Annotated in this window: 26 protein-coding genes; 13 read left to right on the forward strand and 13 right to left on the reverse strand. The window is 63.1% G+C overall.

What is annotated here, in order from left to right:
* Positions 1–3: 3 nt before the first annotated feature.
* From ACNFBR_RS08660 to ACNFBR_RS08690, 7 genes are all read left to right on the forward strand, one after another.
* Positions 4–540 (forward strand): MauE/DoxX family redox-associated membrane protein, encoded by a 537-nt coding sequence (locus tag ACNFBR_RS08660; RefSeq protein ID WP_416734530.1) that lies wholly within the window; start codon positions 4–6, stop codon positions 538–540.
* Positions 541–544: 4 nt separating this feature from the next.
* Positions 545–1,186 (forward strand): methylamine dehydrogenase accessory protein MauD, encoded by a 642-nt coding sequence (gene mauD / locus ACNFBR_RS08665; RefSeq protein WP_416734531.1) that lies wholly within the window; start codon positions 545–547, stop codon positions 1,184–1,186.
* A gap of 14 nt (positions 1,187–1,200) precedes the next feature.
* A complete protein-coding gene (locus tag ACNFBR_RS08670; RefSeq protein ID WP_012271870.1) occupies positions 1,201–1,722 on the forward strand; it encodes a methylamine dehydrogenase light chain in 522 nt (173 codons plus the stop codon).
* A 4-nt stretch (positions 1,723–1,726) separates the two neighbouring features.
* On the forward strand, positions 1,727–2,245 hold the full coding sequence (locus tag ACNFBR_RS08675) for a cytochrome C (RefSeq protein WP_416734532.1): 519 nt from the start codon (positions 1,727–1,729) through the stop codon (positions 2,243–2,245).
* Between the two features lie 329 nt (positions 2,246–2,574).
* On the forward strand, positions 2,575–3,489 hold the full coding sequence (gene feaR / locus ACNFBR_RS08680) for a transcriptional regulator FeaR (protein ID WP_416734533.1): 915 nt from the start codon (positions 2,575–2,577) through the stop codon (positions 3,487–3,489).
* A 231-nt stretch (positions 3,490–3,720) separates the two neighbouring features.
* Complete coding sequence (locus tag ACNFBR_RS08685) at positions 3,721–4,119, forward strand: c-type cytochrome (RefSeq protein ID WP_416734534.1); 399 nt, start codon at positions 3,721–3,723, stop codon at positions 4,117–4,119.
* A 165-nt stretch (positions 4,120–4,284) separates the two neighbouring features.
* Positions 4,285–5,604: a hypothetical protein gene (locus ACNFBR_RS08690; protein ID WP_416734535.1), complete on the forward strand. Its 1,320-nt coding sequence runs from the start codon at positions 4,285–4,287 to the stop codon at positions 5,602–5,604.
* 152 nt (positions 5,605–5,756) lie between these two features.
* Here the strand turns inward: ACNFBR_RS08690 and ACNFBR_RS08695 are convergent, their stop codons facing one another.
* Positions 5,757–6,269 carry a nuclear transport factor 2 family protein gene (locus ACNFBR_RS08695; protein ID WP_416734536.1) on the reverse strand — a complete coding sequence of 171 codons (513 nt, stop codon included), beginning with the start codon at positions 6,267–6,269 and terminating at the stop codon, positions 5,757–5,759.
* Positions 6,262–7,395: an amidase gene (locus ACNFBR_RS08700; protein ID WP_416734537.1), complete on the reverse strand. Its 1,134-nt coding sequence runs from the start codon at positions 7,393–7,395 to the stop codon at positions 6,262–6,264. Before ACNFBR_RS08700 ends, ACNFBR_RS08695 begins: the two co-directional genes overlap by 8 nt.
* 146 nt (positions 7,396–7,541) lie before the next feature.
* Here ACNFBR_RS08700 and ACNFBR_RS08705 point away from each other — a divergent pair, with 146 nt between their 5' ends.
* Positions 7,542–8,021: a MarR family winged helix-turn-helix transcriptional regulator gene (locus tag ACNFBR_RS08705; protein ID WP_416734538.1), complete on the forward strand. Its 480-nt coding sequence runs from the start codon at positions 7,542–7,544 to the stop codon at positions 8,019–8,021.
* Between the two features lie 114 nt (positions 8,022–8,135).
* Here ACNFBR_RS08705 and ACNFBR_RS08710 read toward each other — a convergent pair whose 3' ends face one another.
* From ACNFBR_RS08710 to ACNFBR_RS08755, 10 genes are all read right to left on the reverse strand, one after another.
* On the reverse strand, positions 8,136–8,633 hold the full coding sequence (locus ACNFBR_RS08710) for a flavin reductase (RefSeq protein ID WP_416734539.1): 498 nt from the start codon (positions 8,631–8,633) through the stop codon (positions 8,136–8,138).
* An 11-nt stretch (positions 8,634–8,644) separates the two neighbouring features.
* The gene (locus tag ACNFBR_RS08715; RefSeq protein WP_416734540.1) at positions 8,645–9,604 is read right to left on the reverse strand and encodes a PDR/VanB family oxidoreductase; all 960 of its coding nucleotides are present in this window, start codon (positions 9,602–9,604) and stop codon (positions 8,645–8,647) included.
* Positions 9,605–9,651: 47 nt separating this feature from the next.
* Entirely contained in the window at positions 9,652–10,392 is a 741-nt protein-coding gene (locus tag ACNFBR_RS08720; protein WP_416734541.1) for an SDR family NAD(P)-dependent oxidoreductase, read from the reverse strand.
* A gap of 10 nt (positions 10,393–10,402) precedes the next feature.
* Positions 10,403–10,879, reverse strand: a complete 477-nt coding sequence (locus tag ACNFBR_RS08725) for an aromatic-ring-hydroxylating dioxygenase subunit beta (protein WP_416734921.1) — start codon at positions 10,877–10,879, stop codon at positions 10,403–10,405.
* Positions 10,879–12,162: an aromatic ring-hydroxylating oxygenase subunit alpha gene (locus tag ACNFBR_RS08730; RefSeq protein ID WP_416734542.1), complete on the reverse strand. Its 1,284-nt coding sequence runs from the start codon at positions 12,160–12,162 to the stop codon at positions 10,879–10,881. Before ACNFBR_RS08730 ends, ACNFBR_RS08725 begins: the two co-directional genes overlap by 1 nt.
* 16 nt (positions 12,163–12,178) lie before the next feature.
* Positions 12,179–12,541, reverse strand: a complete 363-nt coding sequence (locus tag ACNFBR_RS08735; RefSeq protein WP_346646050.1) for an IacB protein — start codon at positions 12,539–12,541, stop codon at positions 12,179–12,181.
* Positions 12,542–12,558: 17 nt separating this feature from the next.
* Positions 12,559–13,728 carry an indole-3-acetate monooxygenase gene (gene iacA, locus ACNFBR_RS08740; protein WP_416734543.1) on the reverse strand — a complete coding sequence of 390 codons (1,170 nt, stop codon included), beginning with the start codon at positions 13,726–13,728 and terminating at the stop codon, positions 12,559–12,561.
* A gap of 629 nt (positions 13,729–14,357) precedes the next feature.
* Positions 14,358–15,293 (reverse strand): catechol 1,2-dioxygenase, encoded by a 936-nt coding sequence (catA, locus tag ACNFBR_RS08745; protein WP_416734544.1) that lies wholly within the window; start codon positions 15,291–15,293, stop codon positions 14,358–14,360.
* Between the two features lie 43 nt (positions 15,294–15,336).
* Positions 15,337–15,627 (reverse strand): muconolactone Delta-isomerase, encoded by a 291-nt coding sequence (gene catC, locus ACNFBR_RS08750; RefSeq protein ID WP_003256111.1) that lies wholly within the window; start codon positions 15,625–15,627, stop codon positions 15,337–15,339.
* Between the two features lie 21 nt (positions 15,628–15,648).
* Positions 15,649–16,770 carry a muconate cycloisomerase family protein gene (locus ACNFBR_RS08755; protein WP_416734545.1) on the reverse strand — a complete coding sequence of 374 codons (1,122 nt, stop codon included), beginning with the start codon at positions 16,768–16,770 and terminating at the stop codon, positions 15,649–15,651.
* 135 nt (positions 16,771–16,905) lie between these two features.
* On the opposite strand from ACNFBR_RS08755, the gene catR reads away from it, so the two are divergent.
* Positions 16,906–17,781 (forward strand): HTH-type transcriptional regulator CatR, encoded by an 876-nt coding sequence (gene catR / locus ACNFBR_RS08760; RefSeq protein WP_416734546.1) that lies wholly within the window; start codon positions 16,906–16,908, stop codon positions 17,779–17,781.
* A 366-nt stretch (positions 17,782–18,147) separates the two neighbouring features.
* On the opposite strand, the gene ACNFBR_RS08765 is transcribed toward catR, so the two are convergent.
* Complete coding sequence (locus tag ACNFBR_RS08765; RefSeq protein ID WP_416734547.1) at positions 18,148–19,059, reverse strand: LysR substrate-binding domain-containing protein; 912 nt, start codon at positions 19,057–19,059, stop codon at positions 18,148–18,150.
* A gap of 97 nt (positions 19,060–19,156) precedes the next feature.
* Here ACNFBR_RS08765 and ACNFBR_RS08770 point away from each other — a divergent pair, with 97 nt between their 5' ends.
* From ACNFBR_RS08770 to ACNFBR_RS08785, 4 genes are all read left to right on the forward strand, one after another.
* The gene (locus ACNFBR_RS08770; protein WP_416734548.1) at positions 19,157–20,248 is read left to right on the forward strand and encodes a tartrate dehydrogenase; all 1,092 of its coding nucleotides are present in this window, start codon (positions 19,157–19,159) and stop codon (positions 20,246–20,248) included.
* Between the two features lie 195 nt (positions 20,249–20,443).
* A complete protein-coding gene (locus tag ACNFBR_RS08775) occupies positions 20,444–22,042 on the forward strand; it encodes a BCCT family transporter (protein WP_416734549.1) in 1,599 nt (532 codons plus the stop codon).
* Between the two features lie 139 nt (positions 22,043–22,181).
* Complete coding sequence (locus tag ACNFBR_RS08780) at positions 22,182–23,303, forward strand: aromatic ring-hydroxylating oxygenase subunit alpha (protein ID WP_416734550.1); 1,122 nt, start codon at positions 22,182–22,184, stop codon at positions 23,301–23,303.
* A 78-nt stretch (positions 23,304–23,381) separates the two neighbouring features.
* Positions 23,382–24,353: a PDR/VanB family oxidoreductase gene (locus tag ACNFBR_RS08785; RefSeq protein WP_416734551.1), complete on the forward strand. Its 972-nt coding sequence runs from the start codon at positions 23,382–23,384 to the stop codon at positions 24,351–24,353.
* The last annotated feature ends 104 nt before the right edge of the window (positions 24,354–24,457 follow it).

Genomic DNA, 24,457 nt, shown 5'->3' on the forward strand with positions numbered 1-24,457 from the left:
ACCATGCTCGACCCTGTCCTCGTGATTGCCAGCAGCACCGCAATCGCCGCACTGCTGGCCAGCGCCGCCAGCCACAAGCTGCGTAACCGGCGCGCGTTCAACACCATTGTCCGGGCCTATCAGTTGCTGCCGGCGCCGCTGGCGCCCGTCGCCACAGCCAGCCTGGCACTGATCGAACTGGCCTTGGCCCTGGCCCTGCTGCTGCCCGCCTGGCGCACCGGTGCGGCATTGGGGGTGACCCTGCTGATGGCGCTGTATGCCAGCGCCATTGGCCTGAACCTGTGGCGCGGCCGGCGTGACATCGACTGCGGTTGCTCCGGCCCCGGCGCCGCGCAGCCACTGCGCCCGGTGTTGCTGCTGCGCAACCTGGCAATCGCCCTGCTTGCCGGCCTTGCCGCGTGGCCCATGGCCGAACGCGCGCTGGGTGTGCTGGATATTTTCGTGGTGATCGCGGCGGCAGCCGTGGCGCTGCTGCTTCATGTCGCGGTGGATGGCCTGCTGGCCAACCAGCCGCGCCTTGCCAAATTGACCGGGAGATAACCCCATGCAACTGCTTATCGCATCGAACATTTTGCTCTGGCTGCTGCTGATCGCGGTCGCCTTCACCGTCATGGCCCTGGTGCGCCAGATTGGCGTGCTGCATGGCCGCATCGCCCCCGCCGGTGCGCTGATGGTGGACAAAGGCGTCACCGTGAACGACCCCGCGCCACAAGTGACTGCCGCCGACCGCCACGGCCGCCCGGTGAACATCGGCTACCGCGGCGAGCGTTCGCAACTGCTGTTTTTCCTCGCCCCCGGCTGCCCGGTGTGCAAATCGCTGCTGCCGGCGGTGAAATCGATCGCCAAGGACAACAGCGGCTCGCTGGAAGTGATCTATGTCAGCGACGGCGATTTCGCCGAGCAACAGGCGCTGATCGAGGCCAACGGCTTGCAGCAAGCCAGCTATGTGGTCGGCCCGGAAGTGGGCATGACCTACCAGATCGGCAAACTGCCCTATGCGGTATTGATCGACGCAGCCGGCACCCTGCGCGCCAAAGGCCTGGTCAACTCGCGCGAGCACCTGGACAGCCTGTTCGAAACCCTGCACCTGGGCAGCGCCAGCCTGCAGCACTACCTGCACGGCGACCCGGCGCACAGCCATGACCACGAGCACGCCCACACCCACCAGCACAGCGCGCAGCACTGACCGCGGAGCCGACCATGAGTTTTCTCGACAAACTGTTTGAACGCTCCAGCCGCCACGTCGCCGACACCACCTCGCGGCGCAAGGTACTGGCACGCCTGGGTTCGCTGATCGTCGCCGGCGCCGCACTGCCGGTGCTGCTGCCAATCGACCGCACCGCCAAGGCCCTGGCCGCCGAGCAACCGAAGATGGGCGACCCAGGTGACCCGACCAGTTGCGACTACTGGCGCAACTGCTCGATCGACGGCTTCCTGTGCTCCTGCTGCGGCGGCTCGATCACGTCCTGCCCGCCCGGCACCGAGGCGTCGCTGGTGACCTGGATCGGCACCTGCCGCAACCCGGCCGACGGCAAGAACTACATCATTTCGTACAACGACTGCTGCGGTAAGCACGCCTGCGGCCAGTGCGCCTGCTCGCGCAATGACGATGAACAGCCACTGTATCGGCCTTTCAACAACAACGACATCAACTGGTGCCTGGGTGCGGCCTCGAAGATCTACAACTGCACCGTCACCATCATCCGTGGCGTGGCGGTGTAGCGCCATGCGCGGTGTGACGCTGTTGCTGGTGGTGTGCCTGCTGGCCCCCGTGGCCCAGGCCAGGACCCTGCCAAACCCCAACCAGCGGCCAGCCCCCGGCAACGAAGTAGCACCGGTGCCGATTGCCCAGGCCGGCTACTCGGTGCCGGTGAACTACCAGCTGCAGTGCGCCGGCTGCCACCGTGACCACGGCGAAGGCTCGGCGGCCAACGACACACCGCGTATGCAGGGCTTTGTCGGCAACTTCCTGCGGGTGCCCGGCGGCCGCGAGTTCCTGGTGCGGGTGCCGGGCATTTCTCAGTCCGCACTGAACGACCAGCAGATCGCCGACCTGCTCAACTGGTTGCTGACGCGCGATGGCATGGCCGGTAACAGTTCGCCCGAACAGTGGCCGGCCTATACCGGCGCGGAAGTGCACCGGGTGCGCCAACAGAGCATGCTCAACCTGCCCACGGTGCGGGCAGGCTTGATCGAGGCCATGCGCGCCAGGGGGATTGCCATAGGCGACGGCCTTGGCCAATGACGATATTCGCAAGCGTTGTGCCTTCAGCCCGCCCGCTCAGCGGGCTTTTTTGTGCCTGTGCACGGCTCGGCACCACGAAACACCCAGTGGGTAGTTTTTGCACATTCTTGCAGCACGAGGCTCGCAAAAATCCTCAGCACACCTTGCTCTGGCAAGCCGGAAAACAATTTTAAATTTATAAATATCAATATTTTAAGATTAAGGCATATATTTCATACGTCTTACAGGGCCTGCTTTTTGCTTGAATATTCAAGTGAATTTTAAACTTAAAGCAACACACCAAGAGTCGCCCAAGCGACCCGTTTCAACGCTACCCGTGCGAGGCCCCCATGATCCCTGCAACCCGCGTTACCGACGACCGTTTCCAGGCCTGGCTCAGCCAGGTCAATGAAGCCTGTGGCCACTTCAACGGCCGCAAGCTCGACCCGGGGTTTGTCGGCCAGCTGGAAAAGTGCCAGGCAGGCCAGATCTCCATGAGCATCGTCGACATGACCCAGGTAAACCTGTTCCGCGGCCCGCGGGAAATCCGCGCCAGCGGTGCCGACAACTACTATGCCGTGCTGCAGATGGCCGGTACGTCGCATATCGAACACCAGGGTGCGCGCATCGAGTTGCAGGCCGGCGACCTCACCTTGATCGACGCCAGCGCGCCCCTGGACATGCACTTCCACCAGCGCTCGCGGCAGCTGTCGCTGATCCTGCCGCGCGCGCAGGTAGAAAGCGGCACCCGTGGCAGCGGCGTGGCCTGCGCCAAACGTATCGAGGCGCAGTCCCCCCTGGCCAGCATGGCTCGGCTGATGATGCTCGAAACGGGGCGTACCCGGCACATGACCGACCACGAAAGCCAGGCCGTGCTCGATGCGTTGATCGCCCTGCTGCGCCCGGCCATCAGCCACGACACGGTACCCGGCAGCCATGAGCGCATGTTCCGCAAGGCTCTGGCGCTGATCGACCAACGCATTACCTGCGAGCAACTCACGCCGGAATTCATTGCCCGTGAAGTGGGGATCTCGATGCGTAGCCTGTACCGCATCTTTGCCAAGCATGGGTTGGTGATTGCCCAGTACATCCGCAACCGCCGCCTCGACTTCTGCGCCGAGCACCTGCGCAACCCGGCGATGGACCAGAAGGTGTCGTCGCTGGGCTACGCCTGGGGCTTCTCCGATTCGAGCTATTTCAGCACGGCGTTCAAGGCACGATTTGGGGTGACGCCTGGGGAGTATCGGCGCCAGCATGCCAATTGACCGCAGACCTGTACCGGCCTCTTCGCGGGCACGCCCGCTCCCACAGGTGAATCACCGCCTGAGAGGACAGTGAGATACCTGTGGGAGCGGGCGTGCCCGCGAAGAGGCCGATACAGATCCCATTGTGGCAATGCCAGAAAACACCTTGGCAGGCACACTAAAACCCAGCGACCGACACTGGCGCACAATCCTGCCAAATACCAACAAGAACCCACCCAGGACCCGTGCGTGATGCCCACCTTCGCCCCCCGCAATTTCGCAATCCCGTTCCTGCTCGCCAGCCTGGCCAGCCCCCTCGCCCTGGCCGAAGACTGCGCCGCGCCAAAACGCCAGCAAGGCGAGCAGGTTTTCGCCCGTGACTGCGCAGCCTGCCATTCGGCGCAAAAAGACGGCCCGGTAATGATGGGCCCCAACCTTCACGACGTGGTCGGCCGCACCCCCGGCAGCGTGCCAGGCGCCAACTACTCCCAAGCCATGAAAAGCCGCCAGGCCAGCTGGACGGCGCAAGCCATCGGCGCCTTCATCGAGCAACCCCAGGCCGCAGTCCCCGGCACCTACATGCCCTACGCCGGGCTACCGGATGCTGGCGAACGCCAGGCGGTAACCTGCTTCCTCGCCGGGCTCAAATAGCCCTCTGCACCAAGGCCTCATTACGGGGCCTTGTGTTTTTTATCGGCCTGGCACAGTGCCAAACACAACTGGCAGCCAGGGCAAAAGCCCGTGCCAGGGCTTCCTGCATGATGGCTGGCATGTCTTCGGGACTTCTGCCAAACCCATAACAAAGGAAGCCAGACCATGCACCACCGCCCATTCCGCTTCACCTTGGCCGCGCTGTTGGCCGGGGCTTCGCTGGGTACCTGCGCGCAAGAGCTATACAGCGATGCCGAGCGCCATCTGAATGCCAATGTCGAAGCCGTGTTCGGTGTATTCCACAGCGAAGAAAGCTACGCCATCGCCCGCGACCAACCCGGCTCCACATCATGGCGCGAGGGCTACGTCAAATACGGCCTGAGCGGTGACCAACGCCTGGGCAGCGCCGGTTCAGTGTACGGTGCCTTCGCCCTGCTCAGCTCAGGCACCTGGGGTGACGGCGACGCCGCCGGCTTCAGCGATGGCAGCGAGCGCACCACCAAGATCGAGGACGCCTACCTGGGCTGGAAGTCCGGCAACCTGGTGCCGCTGCTGGGCGAAGACGGCATCGACCTGTCGTTCGGCAAGCAGATGATCGCGGTGGGCGATGGCTTCCTGATCCAGGGCGATTCGTTGAACGTTGGCCACGGCCTGGCCGAGGGTGAGTTCAACCGTGGCGGCGCGTACTACCTGGCCGCGCGCAAGAGCTTCGACAAAACCGCCGTGCTGCGCCTGGGTGGCAGCAAAGGCTGGCGCGGCGACCTGATGTGGCTGCAGTCGGACAACCGCGCCCAAGCCAATACCGAAATGCACGTGGCCACCTTGGAGCATGTGGCGGACGCGGGTACGGTCGGGCTGACCTACATCGGCACTACCCATGTCGACGAGCAGTACGCCTCGCCGCTGCAGCAGGAACGCGATGGCATGAAGACCTACAGCATTCGTGGCCAAGGCAATGCCGGGGTGGAGAACCTGTTCCTGTCCGGCGAATATGCCAAGCAGGACAAACCGCACACCAAGACGGAGGACGCCTGGTATCTGGAAGCGGGCTGGACCTTCGCCGGCCTGCCGTGGACACCGAACGTCAGCTACCGCTACAGCCGGTTCTCGGAGCAGTACGACACGCTGTTCTATGGCCTGGGCCGTGGGCTGGGCACCTGGTTCCAGGGTGAAGTGGCGGGCAACTATGCCGGGCCGTTCAACAGCAATGCGCGGATCCAGAAGGTGGGGCTGACGGTAAGCCCGACACCGTCGTTGAATGTGGGGCTGATGGGCTTCAAGTTCGACACCCTCGACCGCAGCCTGGGCAATGTGGATGGCCACGAGGTGGACCTGTACGCGGAATGGACCATCAATGAGCACCTGATGGTGGTGCCACTGGTGGGGCTGTACACGCCGGAGCGCAGCGCCGAGCAAGGCGGCACACAGTTGGGCAATGACAACAACAACCTGTATAGCCAGATCGTGTTCGTCAGTACCTTCTGAACAACGGACGCCGCCCCCTTGTAGGAGCGGCCTTGTGCCGCGAATGGGCCGCGGAGCGGCCCCATGATTTCAGCCTTGATGCATGAGCCGCCGGGGCCGCGCTGCGGCCCATTCGCGGCACAAGGCCGCTCCTACACTGACCGCGTGGAGGCTTATCGAGTAGGCACTGGCAGGGGTGCTTCACTGTTCCAGGCGGTGACCGGCCGGCTGAACTGGTTCTCGGTCTGGAAATGCGCCATGCGCCACTGCCCCTCCTCCAGCACAAAGCGCACCGTCAGCCGCGCAGCATTCAGGTGTGATGCACCGTCGGCAAAGGTGCTGGTCTGCAACATCACCCAGCGCCCCACTCCCTGCTCGCCATCCATCTCGATCACCTCACTGGTGAGAAAGTGCACGTTCAAGGCAAAGTGCGCCGGCGTTTTCATGTAGGTGGCAAACATTGCACGGATCGCCTCACGCCCACGGTACCCGCCAAAACTGGCGGCATACCGGGCGCCCTTGCCTTCCCACACGGCATCACGGGTGAACAAGCCGGCCAGTTCGTCCAGCGGGGTATTGGCATCGAGTTGGTCGCACAGTTCCATATAGCGATTGATGCACACCCGAATGGCCTGCTGGTGCTCGAACACCTGCAAACGGGCCTGCAACTCATGCAAGTCAGTCATTGCTGCCCCCGTTACCGCCATACAGGTTGAGCAGCAAGCGCTCGGCCACTGCCAGCAATTTTTCGTCCGCACCTTTGGCCCCCACCAGTTGCAGACCCACTGGCAGGCCGGCCTCGCTACCCAGTGGAATGCTCAACGCCGGGTGCCCGGACAGGTTGAACGGCCGTACCAGCGAGGTCATGCCGAGTACCGCGCGGGTGTCGCCGGCCTCCTCCAGCCGCAGCGGGAAGTCCGGCATGGTCGGCAACGCCAGTACATCGTAACGGGCGAGGGCCTGGTCGACTTCCTCGGTAAACCGTTGGCGTATCGCCTCTGCCTCAGCCAGCGCGGCATCACTGGTCTGCCCCGCCGCCGCCAGGCGCCCGGCGATGTCACTGCCGACCTTGCCGGTTTCCAGCAAGTGGCCACAGGCCTGGAAGGTCTCGCGGTTGATCACCACCATGCCGGCCTCGTAAGCGGCGCCAAAGTGCTTGAGCTCGACATTGCCCAGTACCAGGCCACTGGCACTCAAGGCACCCTGTACCACCTTGTGGATGCCCGCCTCGGCAGTAACCCGCAGCACACCGATACGGGCCTTGGCGGGTACCTGGGCGGGGACGAAGCTTGGGTCGATCATGCCCATGGCGCGCACCAGCATCGGCAGGCTCGCGGCGAACGGGCCAACGCAGTCGAGGCTGCTGTAGGCCGGCATCACCCCCTGGCGGCTGACCCGGCCAAAGGTCGGCTTCAGGCCGAACACCCCACAGCAACAGGCTGGCACGCGCACCGAGCCACCGGTGTCGGTGCCCAGGCTGAAGTCCACCAGCCCAGCGGCCACTGCAGCCGCCGAGCCGCTGGACGAGCCACCGGGAATGCGCCCCGGGAAACGCGGGTTGGCCGCCGTACCGGTATGGCGGTTGATGCCGGTCGTGCCGAAGGCCAACTCATGCAGGCCGACCTTGGCCGTCAGGCATGCCCCGGCAGCCAGCAAGTGGCTGACCACTTCGGCATGCCGCTCGGCCAACGGCGCATCCTCCAGCGCCTGGCTGGAGGCGCGGGTCGCGGTGCCGGCAACATCGATGGTGTCCTTGATGGCGACCCGTGGGCCATTGCCGCCAAGGGCGAGGGTTTCTACGATTATTGTCATTGTCATGCCGCCCTTAAAAATATGGATGCTTGCCAAATACATGAAATGTCAACTGAACATTCCAGTATTTCGATGCACCTTGGTGATAGCCAAACAGGCGGAAACGTCTATCATGTCGCGACTGTTTCCGCACAAGTAGTGAAGCGATGAGCACCTCGAAGAACAAAGGCCACAGCCATCACGACCCGGCCAGCGATGAATTTCGCAAGGAAGACTTCCCCTTCTACTGGCTGGCCCGTGTGCACGGCCGCTATACCCAGAACATGGAACGGCTGCTGAAGAAGATCGACCTCGACGTGCCGCGCTGGCGCGTGCTGTGGATCCTCAACGAGAACGGTGAATCGAGCATTTCCGAAATCTCCACCCATGCCATTGCCAAGCTGTCGACCATCACCAAGATCGTCTACCGCATGAAGGATGACGGCCTGGTCGACACCGCGCCCAGCCCCGAGGACGGCCGCGTGACCCAGGTGCGCATCACCGCGGCCGGGCTGCAAAGCATCGCACGCATGCAGGATGTGACTCGGGACTTGTTCCAGCGCAGCTTCAAGGGGCTGACCGAGGCGCAGGTGCAGCGCTTGAACAAAACGCTCGAGGTGGTTTTCCATAACCTGGACACCTTCTAACAGGCCGCCTCACCGCAATCCTGTAGGAGCAGCCTTGTGCTGCGAAGAGGCCGGTACAGCCACAACAGCTACTGGCCTCTTCGCAGCACAAGGCTGCTCCTACAAGGCGCGCGCTCAGCAGGCCTTGGAGGTATCGCACACCCGGTGATAGGCCCGGTTGAAATACACCAGCCCATCATCCGCACCGCCTTGGCGAATATCCTGGATCTCGCAGTAGAAGATGCTGTGCGAGCCCACCTCATGCACCTGGGCAATGCGGCAATCGAAATTCACCAGCGCCTCCTGCATCACCGGCGCCCCGCTCTCCAGTACCGTCCACAAGGTGGAAGCAAAGCGCTCCTCCATGCTCAGGTTGCGGTTGGCGAAAGCACCGGACAACTGCTGGTGCGTGCCGGCCAGTACGTTCACGCACAGCGCGCCATTGGCCTTGAACTGCTCGTTGGAATACGAAGCTCGGTTCATGCACACCAGCAAGGTGGGTGGTGAGTCGGTCACGCTGCACACCGCCGAAGCCGTGAAGCCGAAGCGCCCGGCAGGGCCATCGGTGGTGATGACTGAAACGGCGCCACCGAGCATGGCCATCGCGTTGCGAAAACGGGTTGTATCTACCATAGTCATGCTCCTCAGATGTCCAGCACCAGCTTGTTCGACTTGGCCCGCGAGCAGCACACCAGGATCTGGTCGTTCGCTGCCTTTTCTTCATCGGTCAGGTACACATCGCGGTGGTCGGGCTCGCCCTCCAGCACCTCGCACATGCAAGTGCCGCACACGCCCTGCTCGCAGGAAATATCGATGCGGATACCCACCTGGGCCAACGCATCGAGAATGGTCTGGCCCTGGGCGACCTGTACGGTCTTGTTGCTGCGCGCAGCGACCACTTCGAAGCCTTGGCCAGTGGCGTCGACCTCGACCTGGAAGTACTCCTTGTGGATTTGGCCCTCGGCGTAACCCTGCTGGCGAGCACCTGCGATCACCCAGTCCATGAAGCCCGACGGGCCGCAGGTGTACAGATGCGTGCCGGGTACGCCAGCACCGAGCACATCGGCCAGGTTCAGGCGCTGAGCCGCCTCTTCATCGTCAAAATGGGTCACTACCCGTGCCGCGAACGGCGCATCGGCCAGCGCTTGGAGAAACGCACTGCGGCTACGCGAGCGACCGCAGTAGTGCAACTCGAAATCGGCGCCTTGCTGGTGCAGGGCGTGGGCCATGGCGATCATGGGTGTGATGCCGATGCCACCGCCCAGCAGGATCGAGCGGGTAGCGCCAGCCGCCAGCGGGAACAAGTTGCGCGGCGTGCTGATCCGCACCTCGCGGCCTTCCATCAGGGCCTCGTGCACCCCCACCGAACCGCCTCGGGACGCCGGGTCTTTCAAGACGCCCAGGCGATACACCGACGCGTCGGCCGGGTCGCTGCACAGCGAATACTGGCGCACCAGGCCGGGCGCCACATGGATGTCCACGTGCGCGCCCGCTTCGAATGCCGGCAAGGCGCCACCGTCGGCACGACCGAGGTCGAGTACGACCACATCGGCCCCTTGGATCTCGCGCTTGCGCACGACTACGTTCAACAATTCTTCATTCATGCTCGGTGTCCTGTAGTAGCCAGGGGCGCTCAGGCACCCCATCAATGTCAACGCATGAACAGGCCGCCGTTCACATCCCAAGTCGCCCCGGTGGTGAAGTAGGCCTCGGGCCGTGCCAGTTGCACGATCAAGTCACCCAGGAAGTCGGCGTCACCCAGGCGCTGCACCGGGATGTTGGCCAGCAGCCCTGCCAGGCGTTCGCTGGGCACAGCAGCATGCACCGCCGGCGAGTCGATCGGGCCGGGGGCGATGGCGTTGACGGTGACGCCGCGAGCGGCGAACTCCTTGGCAAACACCTTGGTCAGGGTGACGATCGCGCCCTTGCTCGCCGCGTAGTGCGCGCCGGTGGCGGTGCCGCCGTTCTGCCCAGCCAGCGAGGCCATGTTGATGATCCGCCCGTAACCAGCCTCGGCCAGGTACGCGCCGAACACCTGGCAGCCGAGGAACACGCTGCGCAGGTTCAGGCCGACCACGGCGTCGAACTCTTCCGGGCTGATCTGCATCAGTGGCGTGGTCCTGGTCACGGCGGCGTTGTTCACCACCGCATGCAAGGCACCGAAGTGTTCCAGCACTTGGGCCAGTGCCTGCTCGAAATCAGCCTTGCTGCCGACATCCAGCTTCACCGCCAACGTGCGTCCAGCCTGCGGTTGCAACTGCTCGGCGGTGGCCTGGGCAAGTGCCAGGTCACGGTCCGAGACCACCACGTCGAAGCCTGCGGCCAGCAACCGGGCGCAGAAACGCTGACCCAACCCCTGGCCAGCGCCGGTCACCAATGCGACTTGGTTCATGGCCATCTCCTCAGAGGATGTAGCCGATACCGGCGAGGGTATCGTCGCTGTTGATCAGGCTGATCACCTTGCGGTGGATCTTGAACCCGCCTTCGGCACGCACCAGGGTGTAGGTGAGGTCGGCGCTGTAGTGCTTGAGGCTTTCCTTGCGAAACTCGCGCACGTTCTGCGCAGCACGCACGGTCAGGTTGACGCCGTCGTCCGAAAGCACACGGATACGCGAAATCGTGCGCACGGTACGTGGCTGCGGGCTGGTGGAGATCGACTCGCCACCAATCAGCCGCTGCACACGCAAGCGGCGCATGTGATGGTCGTCATAGGCATAGTTGAGGGTGTTCTCGTAGTCGGTTTCCCTGGGGTCGATCGGGATGATGTAGCTCCCTTTCTCGGTCCACAGGTTGAGCCAGGCGTCGTACTCGCCATGGTCGAGCATGTCGCCTTCCTGCCAAATGAACGCGGTGACTTCGTTAAACAGGTTCAGGTTCATCATTTGGCCTCCGCGCTCATCATCTTCTTCCACTGCTGGTACGCCGCGCGCATGCCGGTCTCGGCGCTGACGTCGGAAATCAGCCCATCGACACTGGGTTTTTCGCCTGGTAGGCCACGGTTGAGCATGATCCACAGGTCCTCACCGGCGCGGGCGCCTTTTTGCACCCGCTCCCAGGCCTCGGAATCGTCCGGCGTGCCAAAGCCCATGGGCCCCTGGAAGTGTTCGTGCAGGCGCAGGCGGTAGCGGTTGGCCGCTGCCGGGCCACCGTCCATGGTGATCACCGCGTGATGGATTTCGGTTTCGCTCACCGAAATCGGCTGCAGCACGCGGAAGAACGCCATCGAGCAGGCCACATTGGGGAACAGGTTGAGGTTGAAACCCGAACCGCCGACCGCACGCACGATACGCCGTACCTGCAACTCGTCGATGCCTTCGTCGCGCAGCTCGGCGGCAAGGCTCTCGAACCGCTCCGGGATCGGTTTGTCGAGGTCGGCCTCCAGGTCGACCAGCTCGGGAATCATCACCATCACGCTGTGGCCGTTGCCCAGGTCCTCGACGTAGCCGGGGCCTTTGACGAAGTCGAACAGCTCCAGGGTCTGTTCGTCGACCGAGGACAGGAAGCTTTTATGCACCAGCGGGAAGTGATAGGCGTCAGTGGTGTTTTCCAGCTGGATTTTCCAGTTGCCAGGGAAGCGGAAGCGGTGTTCGCCCGGTACCTTGATGCCGTAGCCGGCACCCTGCTTCATGAACAGGTCCATCCACTTCTTCGCCGCGCCAAGGAAGTCCTGCAACGGTTCGATATCGTCCTTGAAAGTGGCGAAGACCATGCCGGCGTAACTTTCGGTGCGCAGGCTGACCAAGGGCAGCTCGGCTTTGTCCAGGCAGTCGCCGTAGCTTTCCGGGTGCGGAATACCGCGCAGCGAACCGTCCAGGGCATAGCCCCAGCCGTGGTAGGGGCAGACGAAGCTGTTGGTCTTGCCCTTCTTGTGCTCGCACACGGTCGCGCCCCGGTGGCGGCAACGGTTGAGCAGCACGTTGATGGCCTTCTTGCGGTCGCGTACCACGATCACCGGCTGCTTGCCGATGTAGGTGGTCTTGTAGCTGCCGGCCTCGGGGACTTCGCTTTCATGGGCGACCCAGATCCAGGTGCTGTGGAAGATTTTCTCCAGCTCGGCATCGAACAGCGCCGGGTCGGTATACAAGGAGGTGTGCACGCGGTCGGGCTGTACCAGCTCGGCCGGGTCGATTGCCAGGTTGATGGCGGGGATCAGGTTGCTCACGGGATTATTCCTCTTCTCAGGCGCGCTGGATGATCAGTTCACGGCCGACACGGGCCTCGACCTTGGCGTAGCGCCACAGCTTGTACGGCCCCTCGCCCACTGCCGTGGTGCGGAACAGGTTGCAGGCGGCGTGCACGGTTTCGATGTTGGGCACATCGGCCAGCAGGTAGGTGGTCCAGGGGAAGCCGTCGGACGGCCCGACCATGGCCTGGTCGTCATCCATGTTGCCCAGCACGCGCACCCCGGGCAGGTCGTGGATGCCGTTCCACATGGCGCTGAAGGCGGCCCACACCTGCAGCTGCTCTTCACGCGGGGCATCGAAGAAGTTCTGGTTGATGCCCATGCAGAACAGCACGCGCAAGGCTTTGGTGTCGCTCATGACAAATCTCCCGAGGGTTACAGGTAGCCCGGCAGGGGCTGTTTGCCGAAGAACATGGCTCCGGCGTTCTGGTAGGTGACATCGCCCATGAAGGCGTGCTGGGTGACCACTTGCGCGTCGTTGACGCAACGCGCCAGAGGGCTCTCGTTGTAGATGCCGGTCATGCCGGACAGCAGTTGCGCACTGCGCGCCACTTCGGCGGCGACGCGCGCGGCATGGGTCGAGGACAGGCGCAAGAGGTTGGTCACCGCCACCGGCACCGGGTCGCCAGCCAGCACATGGCCCCAGGCCTGCTCGATGGCTTCGTAGAAGAACGCCCGCGCCGAACGCAGCGCGGCTTCGGCCTTGGCCACGTCCACCTGGGCCAGTGGCCGGTCGGCCAGGGCTGGTGCGCCGGTGACCGAGATACGCCCGCTGGCCATGCCCGACAGTTCGTCCAGTGCGGCGCGGGCAATGCCCAGGCCGACCACCGACAGCACCTGGGTGGCGAACGACAGCGACGGGTAGCGGAAGAACGGCTCGTCCAGGTTCGGCTTGCCGCCGCGCACGAAGGTCCACTGCTCGCCCACCCGCGCATCCTCGACCACCAGGTCGTGGCTACCGGTGCCGAGCAGGCCAACGGTGTCCCAGGTTTCCTCGATGCGCGCCTGGCTGCGCGGCAGCACAGCCAGGCGCGGCAGGTCGAGCTTGTCACCGTTGCGCGGGGTGATGCCGACGCCAACGATATCGGCGCCCATCGCGCCGCTGGAGTATTTCCAGCGGCCGTTGACCTTGAAACCGCCGGGCACGGTTTCCGCCGGCTGTGGCGGGAAGATGCCACCGGCAAACACGGTGTCGGGGCTGTTGCCGTAGATTTCGGCGATGGTTTCCAGCGGCAGCGCAGCCAGGTACACCGGGCTCATGCCGAAGCTGGCGACCCAGCCGGCAGAGCCGTCGGCGTGGGCGATGCGTTCGATCATTTCGCAGAAGGCCGCTGGCGAGCACTCAAGCCCGCCAAAGCGCTTGGGCACCAGGGCGCGGTACACGCCGTGCGCCTTGAACGCATCGATCACGTCGCGGGAAATATGGCGCTGGCGATCGAACTCGCCGAGGCGGGCACGCTCACGAACGCCGTCAAGCAAGGCCTCGAAAGCAGGGCCGGAGGCAAGCGCCGACACGGGCGCGTCACGCAGGCAAAGCGAATCCATGGATGATCTCCGTCTCAGGCGCGGTTTGGGTGGTAAGGCTGGGGATGACGGGCGGCGCTGGCCGTTGGCAAGCACCAGCCACGCAGGGAAGCGAAGGCGGGTTGGGGCGGCATATCTGTCTCTCTTGTTTTGGGTGCCGGTGACAGATATTTGCGATTATTTACGTGAATTGTCAATTGAATTTTCACGGTAAAAATACAGAAAAAACCCTTAAAAAGCCGCCCAATTGGACAGGTAAATCCACGCAACACAATGATTTACATTGGTTATTTTGTAATGAATCAGGATTTCAACGCTTACATCGGCGGCAAATTTTTTAGACCACTTTTCACGTATTTCAATGAGCGCTATTTCGAAAGGACGGGGGGGGGAAAATCAGGCGGGAAATGCAGAGGGGTTTTCAGCAGACGGCAAAAAGCCCAGGCCCTCCCCGCACGGAAAGGCCCAGGCAAAATAAAACTAGGCGCATGCAACTCTCGAGCTTGATTGGCCCCTGTGGGAGCGGGCGTGCCCGCGAATCAGGCAACGCGGTGAATGGCACCGGCCATGCCGGTGTTCGCGGGCACGCCCGCTCCCACAGAGATCGTGCAAGCCATCACGTTCTGAGCAATGCAGTAACTACAGCCCGTTCAGCCTTCCTGCAAGGCTCGCGGCCGATGGCTGCGCGCCTCGGCTTCCGGCGCCTTGGCCGCCTGCAGGTGGAAGTCGAACGCAAGCTCGGCAAAGCGCTCGCCTTGTACGCCACGGTCACGCGCCGCCGCCGCATCCTCGACAAAACGCAGCTCGCCGATCAGCCCGTCACGGGTGGCATAGGCAAAGTCGTCCCACAGGTACTGGTCACCGGCAAAGTTGATCTGCGTGGTCAAGTGACGGTGACCCGGCGCCGAGATAAAGAAGTGCACGTGTGCCGGGCGTTGGCCGTGGCGGCCGAGTTGGTCCAGGCATTCCTGGGTCGGCCCCTGCGGGTCGCAACCATACCCCGACGGCACGATCGAGCGCGCGCGGTAGCGGCCCTCGGCATCGGTGATGATGCGCCGGCGCAGGTTGTACTCGGACTGGGTCGAATCGAAGTACGAATAGGTACCCTGGGTGTTGGCGTGCCACAGGTCGACCGTGGCACCGGCCAGCGGCTTGCCATCGGCATCGAACACCTGGCCTTGGAGGAACATCACCACGCCTGGGTCGGTGCCGTCGTCCATGCGCGCCTCGCCTTGCGCCAGCGGCGCCCCGGCGACGTACAGCGGCCCTTCAATGGTACGCGGAGTGCCACCGCCAAGGCCGGCTTCGGCATCCTTGGCATCCTGCAGCAGGTCGAGGAAGTGCTCGATGCCCAGGCCAGCGGCCAGCAGGCCCGCCTCGTTACGGCCACCCAGGCGGTTGAGGTAATCAACGGCGTGCCAGAACTCGTCCTCGGTAATTTCCAGGTCTTCGACCAGGCGTGCAGTGTCTTGCAACACGCGCAGGATGATCTGCTTGAAACGCGGGTTACCTTCGGCGTGATCCAGGCCAGCGGCCTGGTTGAAGAAGGCTTGAATGTCGGCAGTGTGGGAAATTTTCACGGTCATCGTGCTTACCTCATATTGTTCTTGTCAGGCAGACAGGTACGGCTCAGCGGTCGTCGCTGTGGATCGACGAGGGATGCCGGCACAGGCCGTCGACCTCGATGTCCATGTACGGGAACAGTGGCAGTTGCATCAGCGTGTCATGCAGGGCCTCGACGCTTGGGACATCGAACACGCTGTAGTTGGCGTAGTGCCCGGCAATACGCCACAGGTGGCGCCAGGTGCCTTCGCGCTGCAGGCGCTGGGCCAGTTCCTTTTCGTCGGCCTTGAGCTGGGCGGCCTTGGCCGGGTCCATGTCGACCGGCAGTTTCACGGTCATCTTCACGTGGAACAGCATGGTTATCTCCTTGCTTGCTTATCAGCGACGGGCGAAACGCGCCAGGCGCTGTTCGTCCAGGGTCAGGCCCAGGCCTGGGGTATGGGGGATGTGCAGTTGGAAGTCGCGGTATTGAGGCGGCTCGTTGACGATCTCCTCGGTCAGCAGCAGTGGCCCGAACAGCTCGGTGCCCCAGGTGAGCTGGCGCAGGGTGAGGAAGGCATGGGCCGAGGCCAGGGTGCCGATCGAGCCTTCGAGCATGGTGCCGCCGTACAAGGCGATGCCCGCGGCCTCGGCGATCTGCGCAGTACGCAGGACAGCACGCGGGCCACCGTTCTTGGCGATTTTCAGGGCGAAGATGCTGGCGGCACCGTCGGCGGCCAGGCTGAAGGCATCTTCGACGCTTTCGATCGATTCATCGGCCATGATCGGTGCCGGGCTGCGCTGGTTCAGGCGCACCTGGCCACCACGGTTGATGCGCGAAATCGGCTGTTCGATCAGGTCGATGCCGTTGTCGCCGAGCACCTGGCAGGCACGGATGGCCTGAGACTCGTCCCAGTACTGGTTGACGTCGACCCGCACGCTGGCGCTGTCGCCCAGTTCGCGCTTGATCGCCACCACGTGCTTGAGGTCCTGCGCCACCGGGTTGGCACCGATCTTCAGCTTGAACACCCGGTGCCGGCGAATTTCCAGCATGTGCTGAGCTTCGGCGATATCGCGGGCGGTGTCGCCGCTGGCCAGCGTCCAGGCCACTTCCAGGCTGTCCCGCACGCGGCCGCCCAGCAGTTCACTGACCGGCAGGCCCAGGCGCTTGCCCTGGGCGTCGAGCAAGGCGCTTTCGAGGCCCGACTTGGCAAAGGTGTTGCCCTTGGCCAGCTTGTCCAGTTTGAGCATGGCGGCGTTGATGTTGTCTGCCGGCAGGCCGATCAGTGCGGGCGCCAGGTGCGCGTCGATATTGGCCTTGATGCCCTCGGGGCTTTCGTAGCCATAGGCCAGGCCACCGATGGTGGTGGCCTCGCCGATACCCTCTACGCCATCGCTGCAGCGCACGCGCAATACCACCAGGGTCTGCTGCTGCATGGTGTGCATTGCCAGCTTGTGCGGGCGAATGGTCGGCAGGTCGACGATAATTGCATCTATACGTTCAATCAGCGCGCTTGTCATTGTTGCCAGGTCCCGTCAGGTCGGGCTGCGAGTTGCAGGCCCGAATGGTGCATTTACTTGATTGTTCAAGGATTGCGCGAGACCCTGATGAGCGTCCAATATCAAATGAATCTCCCACCATACCCTGGAGGTCTGATGGAGCTGCGCCATTTGCGTTACTTCAAGGTCCTGGCCGAAACCCTGAACTTCACCCGCGCCGCCGAGCTGCTGCACATCGCCCAGCCCCCGCTGAGCCGGCAGATCAGCCAATTGGAGGACCAGCTCGGCACCCTGCTGGTGGTGCGCGAACGCCCGCTGCGGCTGACCGAAGCGGGTCGCTTTTTCTATGAGCAGACCTGTACCGTGCTGCAGCAGTTGCAGAACATCAGCGACAACACCCGCCGCATCGGCCAGGGCCAGCGCCAGTGGTTAGGTATCGGCTTTGCGCCCTCCACCCTCTACACCGTGCTGCCGGAGCTGATTCGCGAATTGCGCCAGGACAGCGAACTGGAACTGGGCCTGAGCGAGATGACCACGCTGCAGCAGGTGGAGGCGCTTAAAAGCGGGCGCATCGACATCGCCTTCGGGCGCATTCGCATCGATGACCCGGCCATTCACCAGCAGGTGCTGTGCGAGGACCCGCTGGTGGCCGTGCTGCCCAAGGGCCACCCGCTGGCGGGTAGCCCGCTCAGCCTGGCCCAACTGGCGGGCGAAGCGTTCATCCTCTACCCGGCCAACCCCCGGCCCAGTTACGCCGACCATGTGCTGGCGCTGTTCGCGCAGCACGGCATGAGTATCCGCGTCAGCCAGTGGGCCAACGAACTGCAGACTGCCATCGGCCTGGTGGCCGTCGGCGTGGGGGTGACCCTGGTACCGGCGTCGGTACGACAACAGCACCGGGCCGATATCGAGTATGTCAGCCTGCTCGATAGCGGCGCCGTCAGCCCGATCATCCTTAGCCGGCGCAAAGGTGATGTGAGCCCCATGGTGCAGCGGTGCCTGGGGTTGATTGCACAGCACCTTCCTTTGTAGGAGCAGCCTTGTGCTGCGAAGAGGCCATTGCAACCGAAGATAATCTTCAGCCTTACCGGCCTCTTCGCAGCACAAGGCTGCTCCTACAGGCTGATGCGGTAGCCTGACTGATGGTGCAAGGCAGTTGACCCCACAAAAAAACAAAAGATACCGGTGCCCTGAAGGCCACCGCGCTCCGCTTTTGATTTTTGTAGGAGCAGCCTTGCGCTGCGAAGAGGCCATTGCAACCGAAGATAATCTTCAGCCTTACCGGCCTCTTCGCAGCACAAGGCTGCTCCTACAGGGTGATGCGGTAGCCTGACTGATAGTGCAAGGCAGTTGATCCCACAAAAATCAACAGCGGAGCGCGTATGATTTGGGAGCGACCTACCCCGGCAAACTGTAACGCTCGGCAAAATACTGCCGGAAAAAGTCCACCGCCACCCGCACCTTGGCCGAGCTGGCCAGCGGCGAGGCGTACACCGCCCAGATATCCGCCGGCTGGTGGTAGTCCTCCAGCACTTGCACCAAGCGCCCGTCCTGCAGGCTGTCGTGCACATCCCACCACGAGCGCAGCAGTATCCCGCGACCGTCCAGGCACCACTGGTGCGCCACTTCGCCATGGTTGGTCGACAGCCCGCCCGTTACCCGCACACCCTCCTCACCTTCCGGGCCCATCAGCTGCCATACGCCGAACGGGTGGTCGCGCTCCTTGATCACCAGGCAGTCATGGCTGGCCAGGTCTCCCAGCGCCTTGGGCATACCGCGCCGGGCCAGGTAAGCGGGCGCGGCACAGAGTACCCGCCGGTTACGCGCCAACGGCTTGGCGATCAGGTTGGGGGCAATGGCATTGCCCACGCGAATGTCCAGGTCTACGCCTTCGGCAATCAAGTCCACCAGGCGGTCGTGCACGTCCAGGCGAATGTCCAACCGTGGGTAGCGCTCGGCCAGCTCCGACAAGGCCGGCGCCACAAAGCGCCTGCCCAGGCCCAGGCTGCTGGCAATGCGCAATTGCCCGGCCGGCTCGCGGTGCTGGGCACTGATGTCATCGCCCATACGCTGCACCGCATCGAATATCTGCAACGCCCACTGGTACACCCGCTCGCCCTCCTCGCTCACCGTCACCCGCCGGGTAGTGCGGTGCAACAGGCGCACTTCCAAGGTTTGCTCGAGCATGCGGATGCGCTTGCTGATGTACGCCGCCGACATGCCCAGTTCGTCGGCCACGGCCGCGAAACTGGCACGCTTGGCCACCTGCAGGAAGATGTTGAGGTCGTCGAGGTTGGGTAGATTATTCACGTAGCGTGTTCCAAGAATCCATGAATGGCCAGATTATCTCCGGTTCAAGCCGCTATAGCATAACCAGCACCTGTTCCCTGGACAACGAGTGCACCCCATGAGCAAGACATTCAGAATTGCGGCAATCCCCGGCGATGGCATCGGCAACGAAGTACTGCCAGAAGGCATTCGCGTCGTCGAGGCCGCAGCGCGCAAGCATGGCCTGGACATCAGCTTCGAGTTCTTCGAGTGGGCCAGCTGCGATTATTACCTCGCCCACGGCAAGATGATGCCGGACGACTGGTTCGAACAGCTCAAGGATTTTGACGCCCTGTACTTCGGTGCCGTGGGCTGGCCAGACAAGGTGCCGGACCACATCTCGCTGTGGGGTTCGCTGCTCAAGTTCCGCCGCGACTTCGACCAGTATGTGAACATTCGCCCGGTGCGCCTGTTCCCTGGCGTACCTTGCCCGCTGGCTGGCCGTGAACCAGGCGACATCGACTTCGTGGTCATCCGCGAAAACACCGAAGGCGAATACTCGTCGCTGGGCGGGCGCATGTTCGAAGGCACCGAGAACGAGTTCGTGCTGCAGGAGTCGGTATTCACCCGTCGCGGCGTCGACCGCATCCTCAAGTACGCGTTCGACGTGGCCCAGACCCGCGAGCGCAAGCATGTCACCTCGGCGACCAAGTCCAACGGCATGGCCGTGAGCATGCCGTACTGGGACGAACGGACTGCGGCGATGGCTGCCAATTATCCGGAAATCAGCTGGGACAAGCAGCACATCGATATCCTCTGCGCGCGCTTCGTGCTGCAGCCGGACCGCTTTGACGTGGTAGTGGCTTCGAACCTGTTCGGCGACATCCTCTCCGACCTCGGCCCAGCCTGCGCCGGCACCATCGGCATCGCGCCATCGGCCAACCTCAACCCCGAGCGCAAATTCCCGTCGCTGTTCGAACCGGTGCACGGTTCGGCTCCGGACATCTACGGCAAGAACATCGCCAACCCGATCGCGATGATCTGGTCGGGTGCGCTGATGCTCGACTTCCTCGGCAACGACGGCGCCGACCCACGCTACCGCGCCGCCCACGACGACATCCTCAAGGCGATCGAACACGTCATCGCCGCCGGTGATGTCACCCGCGACATGGGTGGCCAGCAGTCCACCCAGCAAGTGGGCCAGGCCATCACCGCGCTGGTCGAAGCCTGATGCACAGGGGGCCGATTGTCAGAAGTGTCTGACAATCGGCCCCTTGCCTCTTGCGAGCAGCGAAGATTGTATGCAAAATCTGTTAACCATTAGATATTAGTAAACTAAAGGTTAACAACCACGGAAGGAGTTGCACCGCTACACCCCGGATGCCTGCCGGGTATGACAAGTACGCCAACGTCCCAGGAGACGATGATGTCGCACAAGAATAAAAAGATTGATGTGTTCCTGATTACCGTGAGCCTGATTGCCGTGCTGCTCACCGTAATCGGCCTTGCAGCCTTCCCCGCCCAAGCTGAAAGCGCTGCAAACCAGTTGTTCGAACTGTCCACCCGCACCTTCGGTACCAGTGTGCAGGTGCTGGTGTTCGCCAGTACCCTGGCCGTGCTGTACCTGGCTTTCAGCAAGTACGGCAACATCCGCCTGGGCAGTGGCAAGCCTGAATACGCCACCGCCACCTGGGTGTTCATGTTCATCTGTGCCGGCATGGGGTCCTCGACCCTGTACTGGGGCGTGATGGAATGGGCCTACTATTACCAGACCCCAGGCCTGAACATCGCCGCCGCCACCCCCAAGGCGCTGGAATACAGCGTGGGTTACTCGTTCTTCCACTGGGGCATCAGCGCCTGGTCGATCTACGCCTTGGCGTCGCTGGCCATGGCCTACCACTTCCATGTACGCAAGAAGAGCGGCCTGAACCTGGCCTCGATCGTCGAAGCGGTGACCGGCTTCAAGGCCACCGGCCCGGTAGGTCGCAGCGTCGACCTGATCTTCCTGCTGACCATGATGGGCGCGCTGACCGTATCGCTGGCCCTGACGGCTTCCACCCTGACCCGCGGCCTGCATGACCTGACCGGCACCCCGGACACCTTCACCGTGCAATTGATGGTGATCGGCGGCGTGGCGGTGATGTTCTCGCTCAGTTCCTACATCGGCATCGATGGCGGCCTGCAGCGCCTGAGCAAGATGGTGTGCATCGGCGCCCTGGTGTTCGCCGCCGTGATCCTGTTGGTCGGCCCGACCCAGTTCACCATCAACAACACGGCCAATTCGATTGGCCTGATGATCCAGAACTACGTGCACATGAGCCTGTTCACCGACCCGGCCGGCGACGGTGCCTTCACCCGCAACTGGACAGTGTTCTACTGGCTGTGGTGGGTGTCGTACGCCCCGGGCGTGGCCATGTTCGTGACCCGCGTTTCGCGCGGCCGGCAGATCAAGGAAGTGGTCCTGGCTTTGCTGCTGGGTGGCAGCTTCGGTTGCTGGTTCTTCTTCGGCGCGCTGGAAAGCTACAGCATGCACCAGTTCATCACCGGCGCGGTGGATGTGCCGAAGATGCTCGCCGAACAAGGCGGCGAATCGGCTGTCACGCACCTGCTGCTGGCCTTGCCATGGGGCCAAGTGTTCCTTGGCGTGTACCTGTTCATCATGGCCATCTTCTGTGCCTCGCACATGGATGCCGCAGCCTACGCGGTGGCTGCCACCAGCACCCGCAACCTGCGTGAAGGCGACGACCCGACGCCAACCCACCGCCTGTTCTGGTGCGTGGTGCTGACCCTGGTGCCGTTGGCCATGCTGTTCGCCAAGGCCTCGCTATCGACCATGAAAACCGCCGTAGTGCTGACCGCCATCCCGTTCATGGTGATTCTGCTGGTGAAGATCTACGGCTTCTTCAAGTGGATGATCGCTGACTACGGCCAGGTATCGGCCCACGTCATCGAAGAAGAAGCTGCACGCATGGCCGGTGAGGAATCTACCGAACAGGCCCCGCGCAGCGCTGCCGCCGTGCACTGATAACCCTTGTAGGCGCGAGTTTGCTCGCGATGGGGCTGCAAAGCAGCCCCTTGATCACTGCAAATTTTTTTGCCTGATCTGTTAACCAACAGATACGTGTTAACCAACAACTACAAACCGAGCTTGTGAGAACCCTGTCATGAACGACTTCAAACGCCTGCCCGCCGATTTCTGCGCGAACGCCGACGAGGCCTTCACCATCCCCGCCAACTTCTACACCCAAGGCGCGGTATTCGAGCACGAAAAGGAAGCCATCTTCGCCCGCAGCTGGATCTGCGTAGGCCACCGCAGCGAAGTGGCAGACAACAACGCCTACATCACCCGTGAAGTGATTGGCGAAAGCATCATCGTCGTACGTGGCCGTGACAGCGTGCTGCGCGCGTTCTACAACGTCTGCCCGCACCGTGGCCACCAGTTGCTCAGCGGCAGCGGCAAGGCCAAGAACGTCATCACCTGCCCGTACCACGCCTGGACCTTCAAGCTCGACGGCGAACTGGCCCACGCGCGCAACTGCGACAACGTGGTCAACTTCGACAAGGAAAACTCCACCCTGGTGCAACTGCGCGTAGAGGAATACGCCGGTTTCATCTTCATCAACATGGACATGGACGCAGGCTCCGTCGAAGACCAGCTGCCAGGCCTGCAAGCGCGCATGCGCGAAGCCTGCGCGGTGATCGACGACCTGCACCTGGCTGCGCGCTTCGTCAGCGACACCCCGGCCAACTGGAAGTCGATCGTCGACAACTACCTCGAGTGCTACCACTGCGCCCCTGCCCACCCCGGTTTCTCCGACTCGGTGGACGTTGGCCAGTACAGCCACAGCCTGCACGGCAACTGGACCCTGCAATATGGCCTGGCCAAGCCTTCGGAGCAGTCGTTCAAGTTCGATGACAACGTCAAAGACCCGTCGTTCGCCGGCTTCTGGGCCTGGCCGTGCACCATGTTCAACGTGCCGCCAGGGGCCAACTTCATGACCGTGATCTACGAGTTCCCGGTCGATGCCGAAACCACCCTGCAGCACTACGACATCTATTTCCTCAACAAGGACATCACCGAGGAACAGCAGAAGCTGATCGACTGGTACCGCGAAGTGTTCCGCCCAGAAGACCTGCGCCTGGTTGAAAGCGTGCAGAAAGGCCTGAAGTCACGCGGCTACCGCGGCCAGGGCCGGATCATGGCCGACCGCCAGCGCAGCGGCATGAGCGAGCACGGCATTGCCCACTTCCACAACCTGATCGCCGTGGCCCACCTCGACGATTGATGGCAACCGCTCCACGTTTATATGCACGTAAAGGTGCGCGGCAGGGCCTGCCGCGCACCCAGGCAGTCGAGGTGACCCATGGCCAACACTTATGAAATGTTCAGCGTACGCGTGACCGACGTGGAACAAGCCACGCCGCTGATCAAGCGCTTTACCCTGGCCCGCGAAGACGGCGCGGCGATGCCCGCCTTCACCGGCGGCAGCCATGTCATCGTGCAGATGCAAGGCGCCGACGGCAGCCAGTTCAGCAACGCCTACTCGCTGATGAGCGACCCGCGCGACACCCGCAGCTACCAGATTGGCGTGCGCCTGGAAGAGCAGTCCAAGGGTGGCTCGGCGTTCATGCACCAGCAGGTGGAAGTCGGTACCTGCCTGACCATCTCCTCGCCCAACAACCTGTTCGCCCTCGACCCTTCGGCTGGCCGTCATGTGTTGATTGCCGGCGGCATCGGCATTACCCCGTTCCTGGCCCAGTTGCACGAACTGGAAGGCGGCAGCGCCGACTATGAACTGCACTATGCCTTCCGCGCGCCGGAGCACGGCGCGTTCCAGGACCAGCTGGCCAGCGGCCCGCATGCTGCCAACACCCATTTCTACATCGACAGCCTCGACCGCAAGCTCGACCTCAAGGTCCTTTGCGCAGGGCTGGACGAGCAAGCGCACCTGTACGTGTGCGGCCCCAAACCGCTGATCGACGCGGTCATCGCCTGCGCCGCCGAGGCCGGCATCGCCGAGCATCGCGTGCATTGGGAACAGTTCGCCGCCACCCCGGTCACCGGCAGTGCCTTCACCGTGGTCCTGGCACAGTCGGGTGTGGAACTGCAGGTGGAAGAAGGCATGACCATTCTGCAGGCCATCGAGAAGTCCAAGGCTGCCAAGGTCGAGTGCCTGTGCCGCGAAGGTGTGTGCGGCACCTGCGAAACGGCCATCCTCGAAGGTGAAGCCGAGCATTACGACCAGTACCTGAGCGACGAAGAAAAAGCCGCCCAGCAGAGCATCATGCTATGCGTCTCGCGTGCCCGTACGGCGCGGCTGGTGCTTGACTTGTAAGTATTGAAGGTTTGTGCGGGCTTCTGTGGGAGCGGGCTTGCCCGCGAACACGGGCGAAGCCCGTGCCAGCCACCGCGGTGTCTGCTTCGCGGGCAAGCCCGCTC

The sequence above is a fragment of the Pseudomonas sp. NY11955 genome (genome assembly GCF_048068035.1).
Classification (GTDB): Bacteria; Pseudomonadota; Gammaproteobacteria; order Pseudomonadales; family Pseudomonadaceae; genus Aquipseudomonas.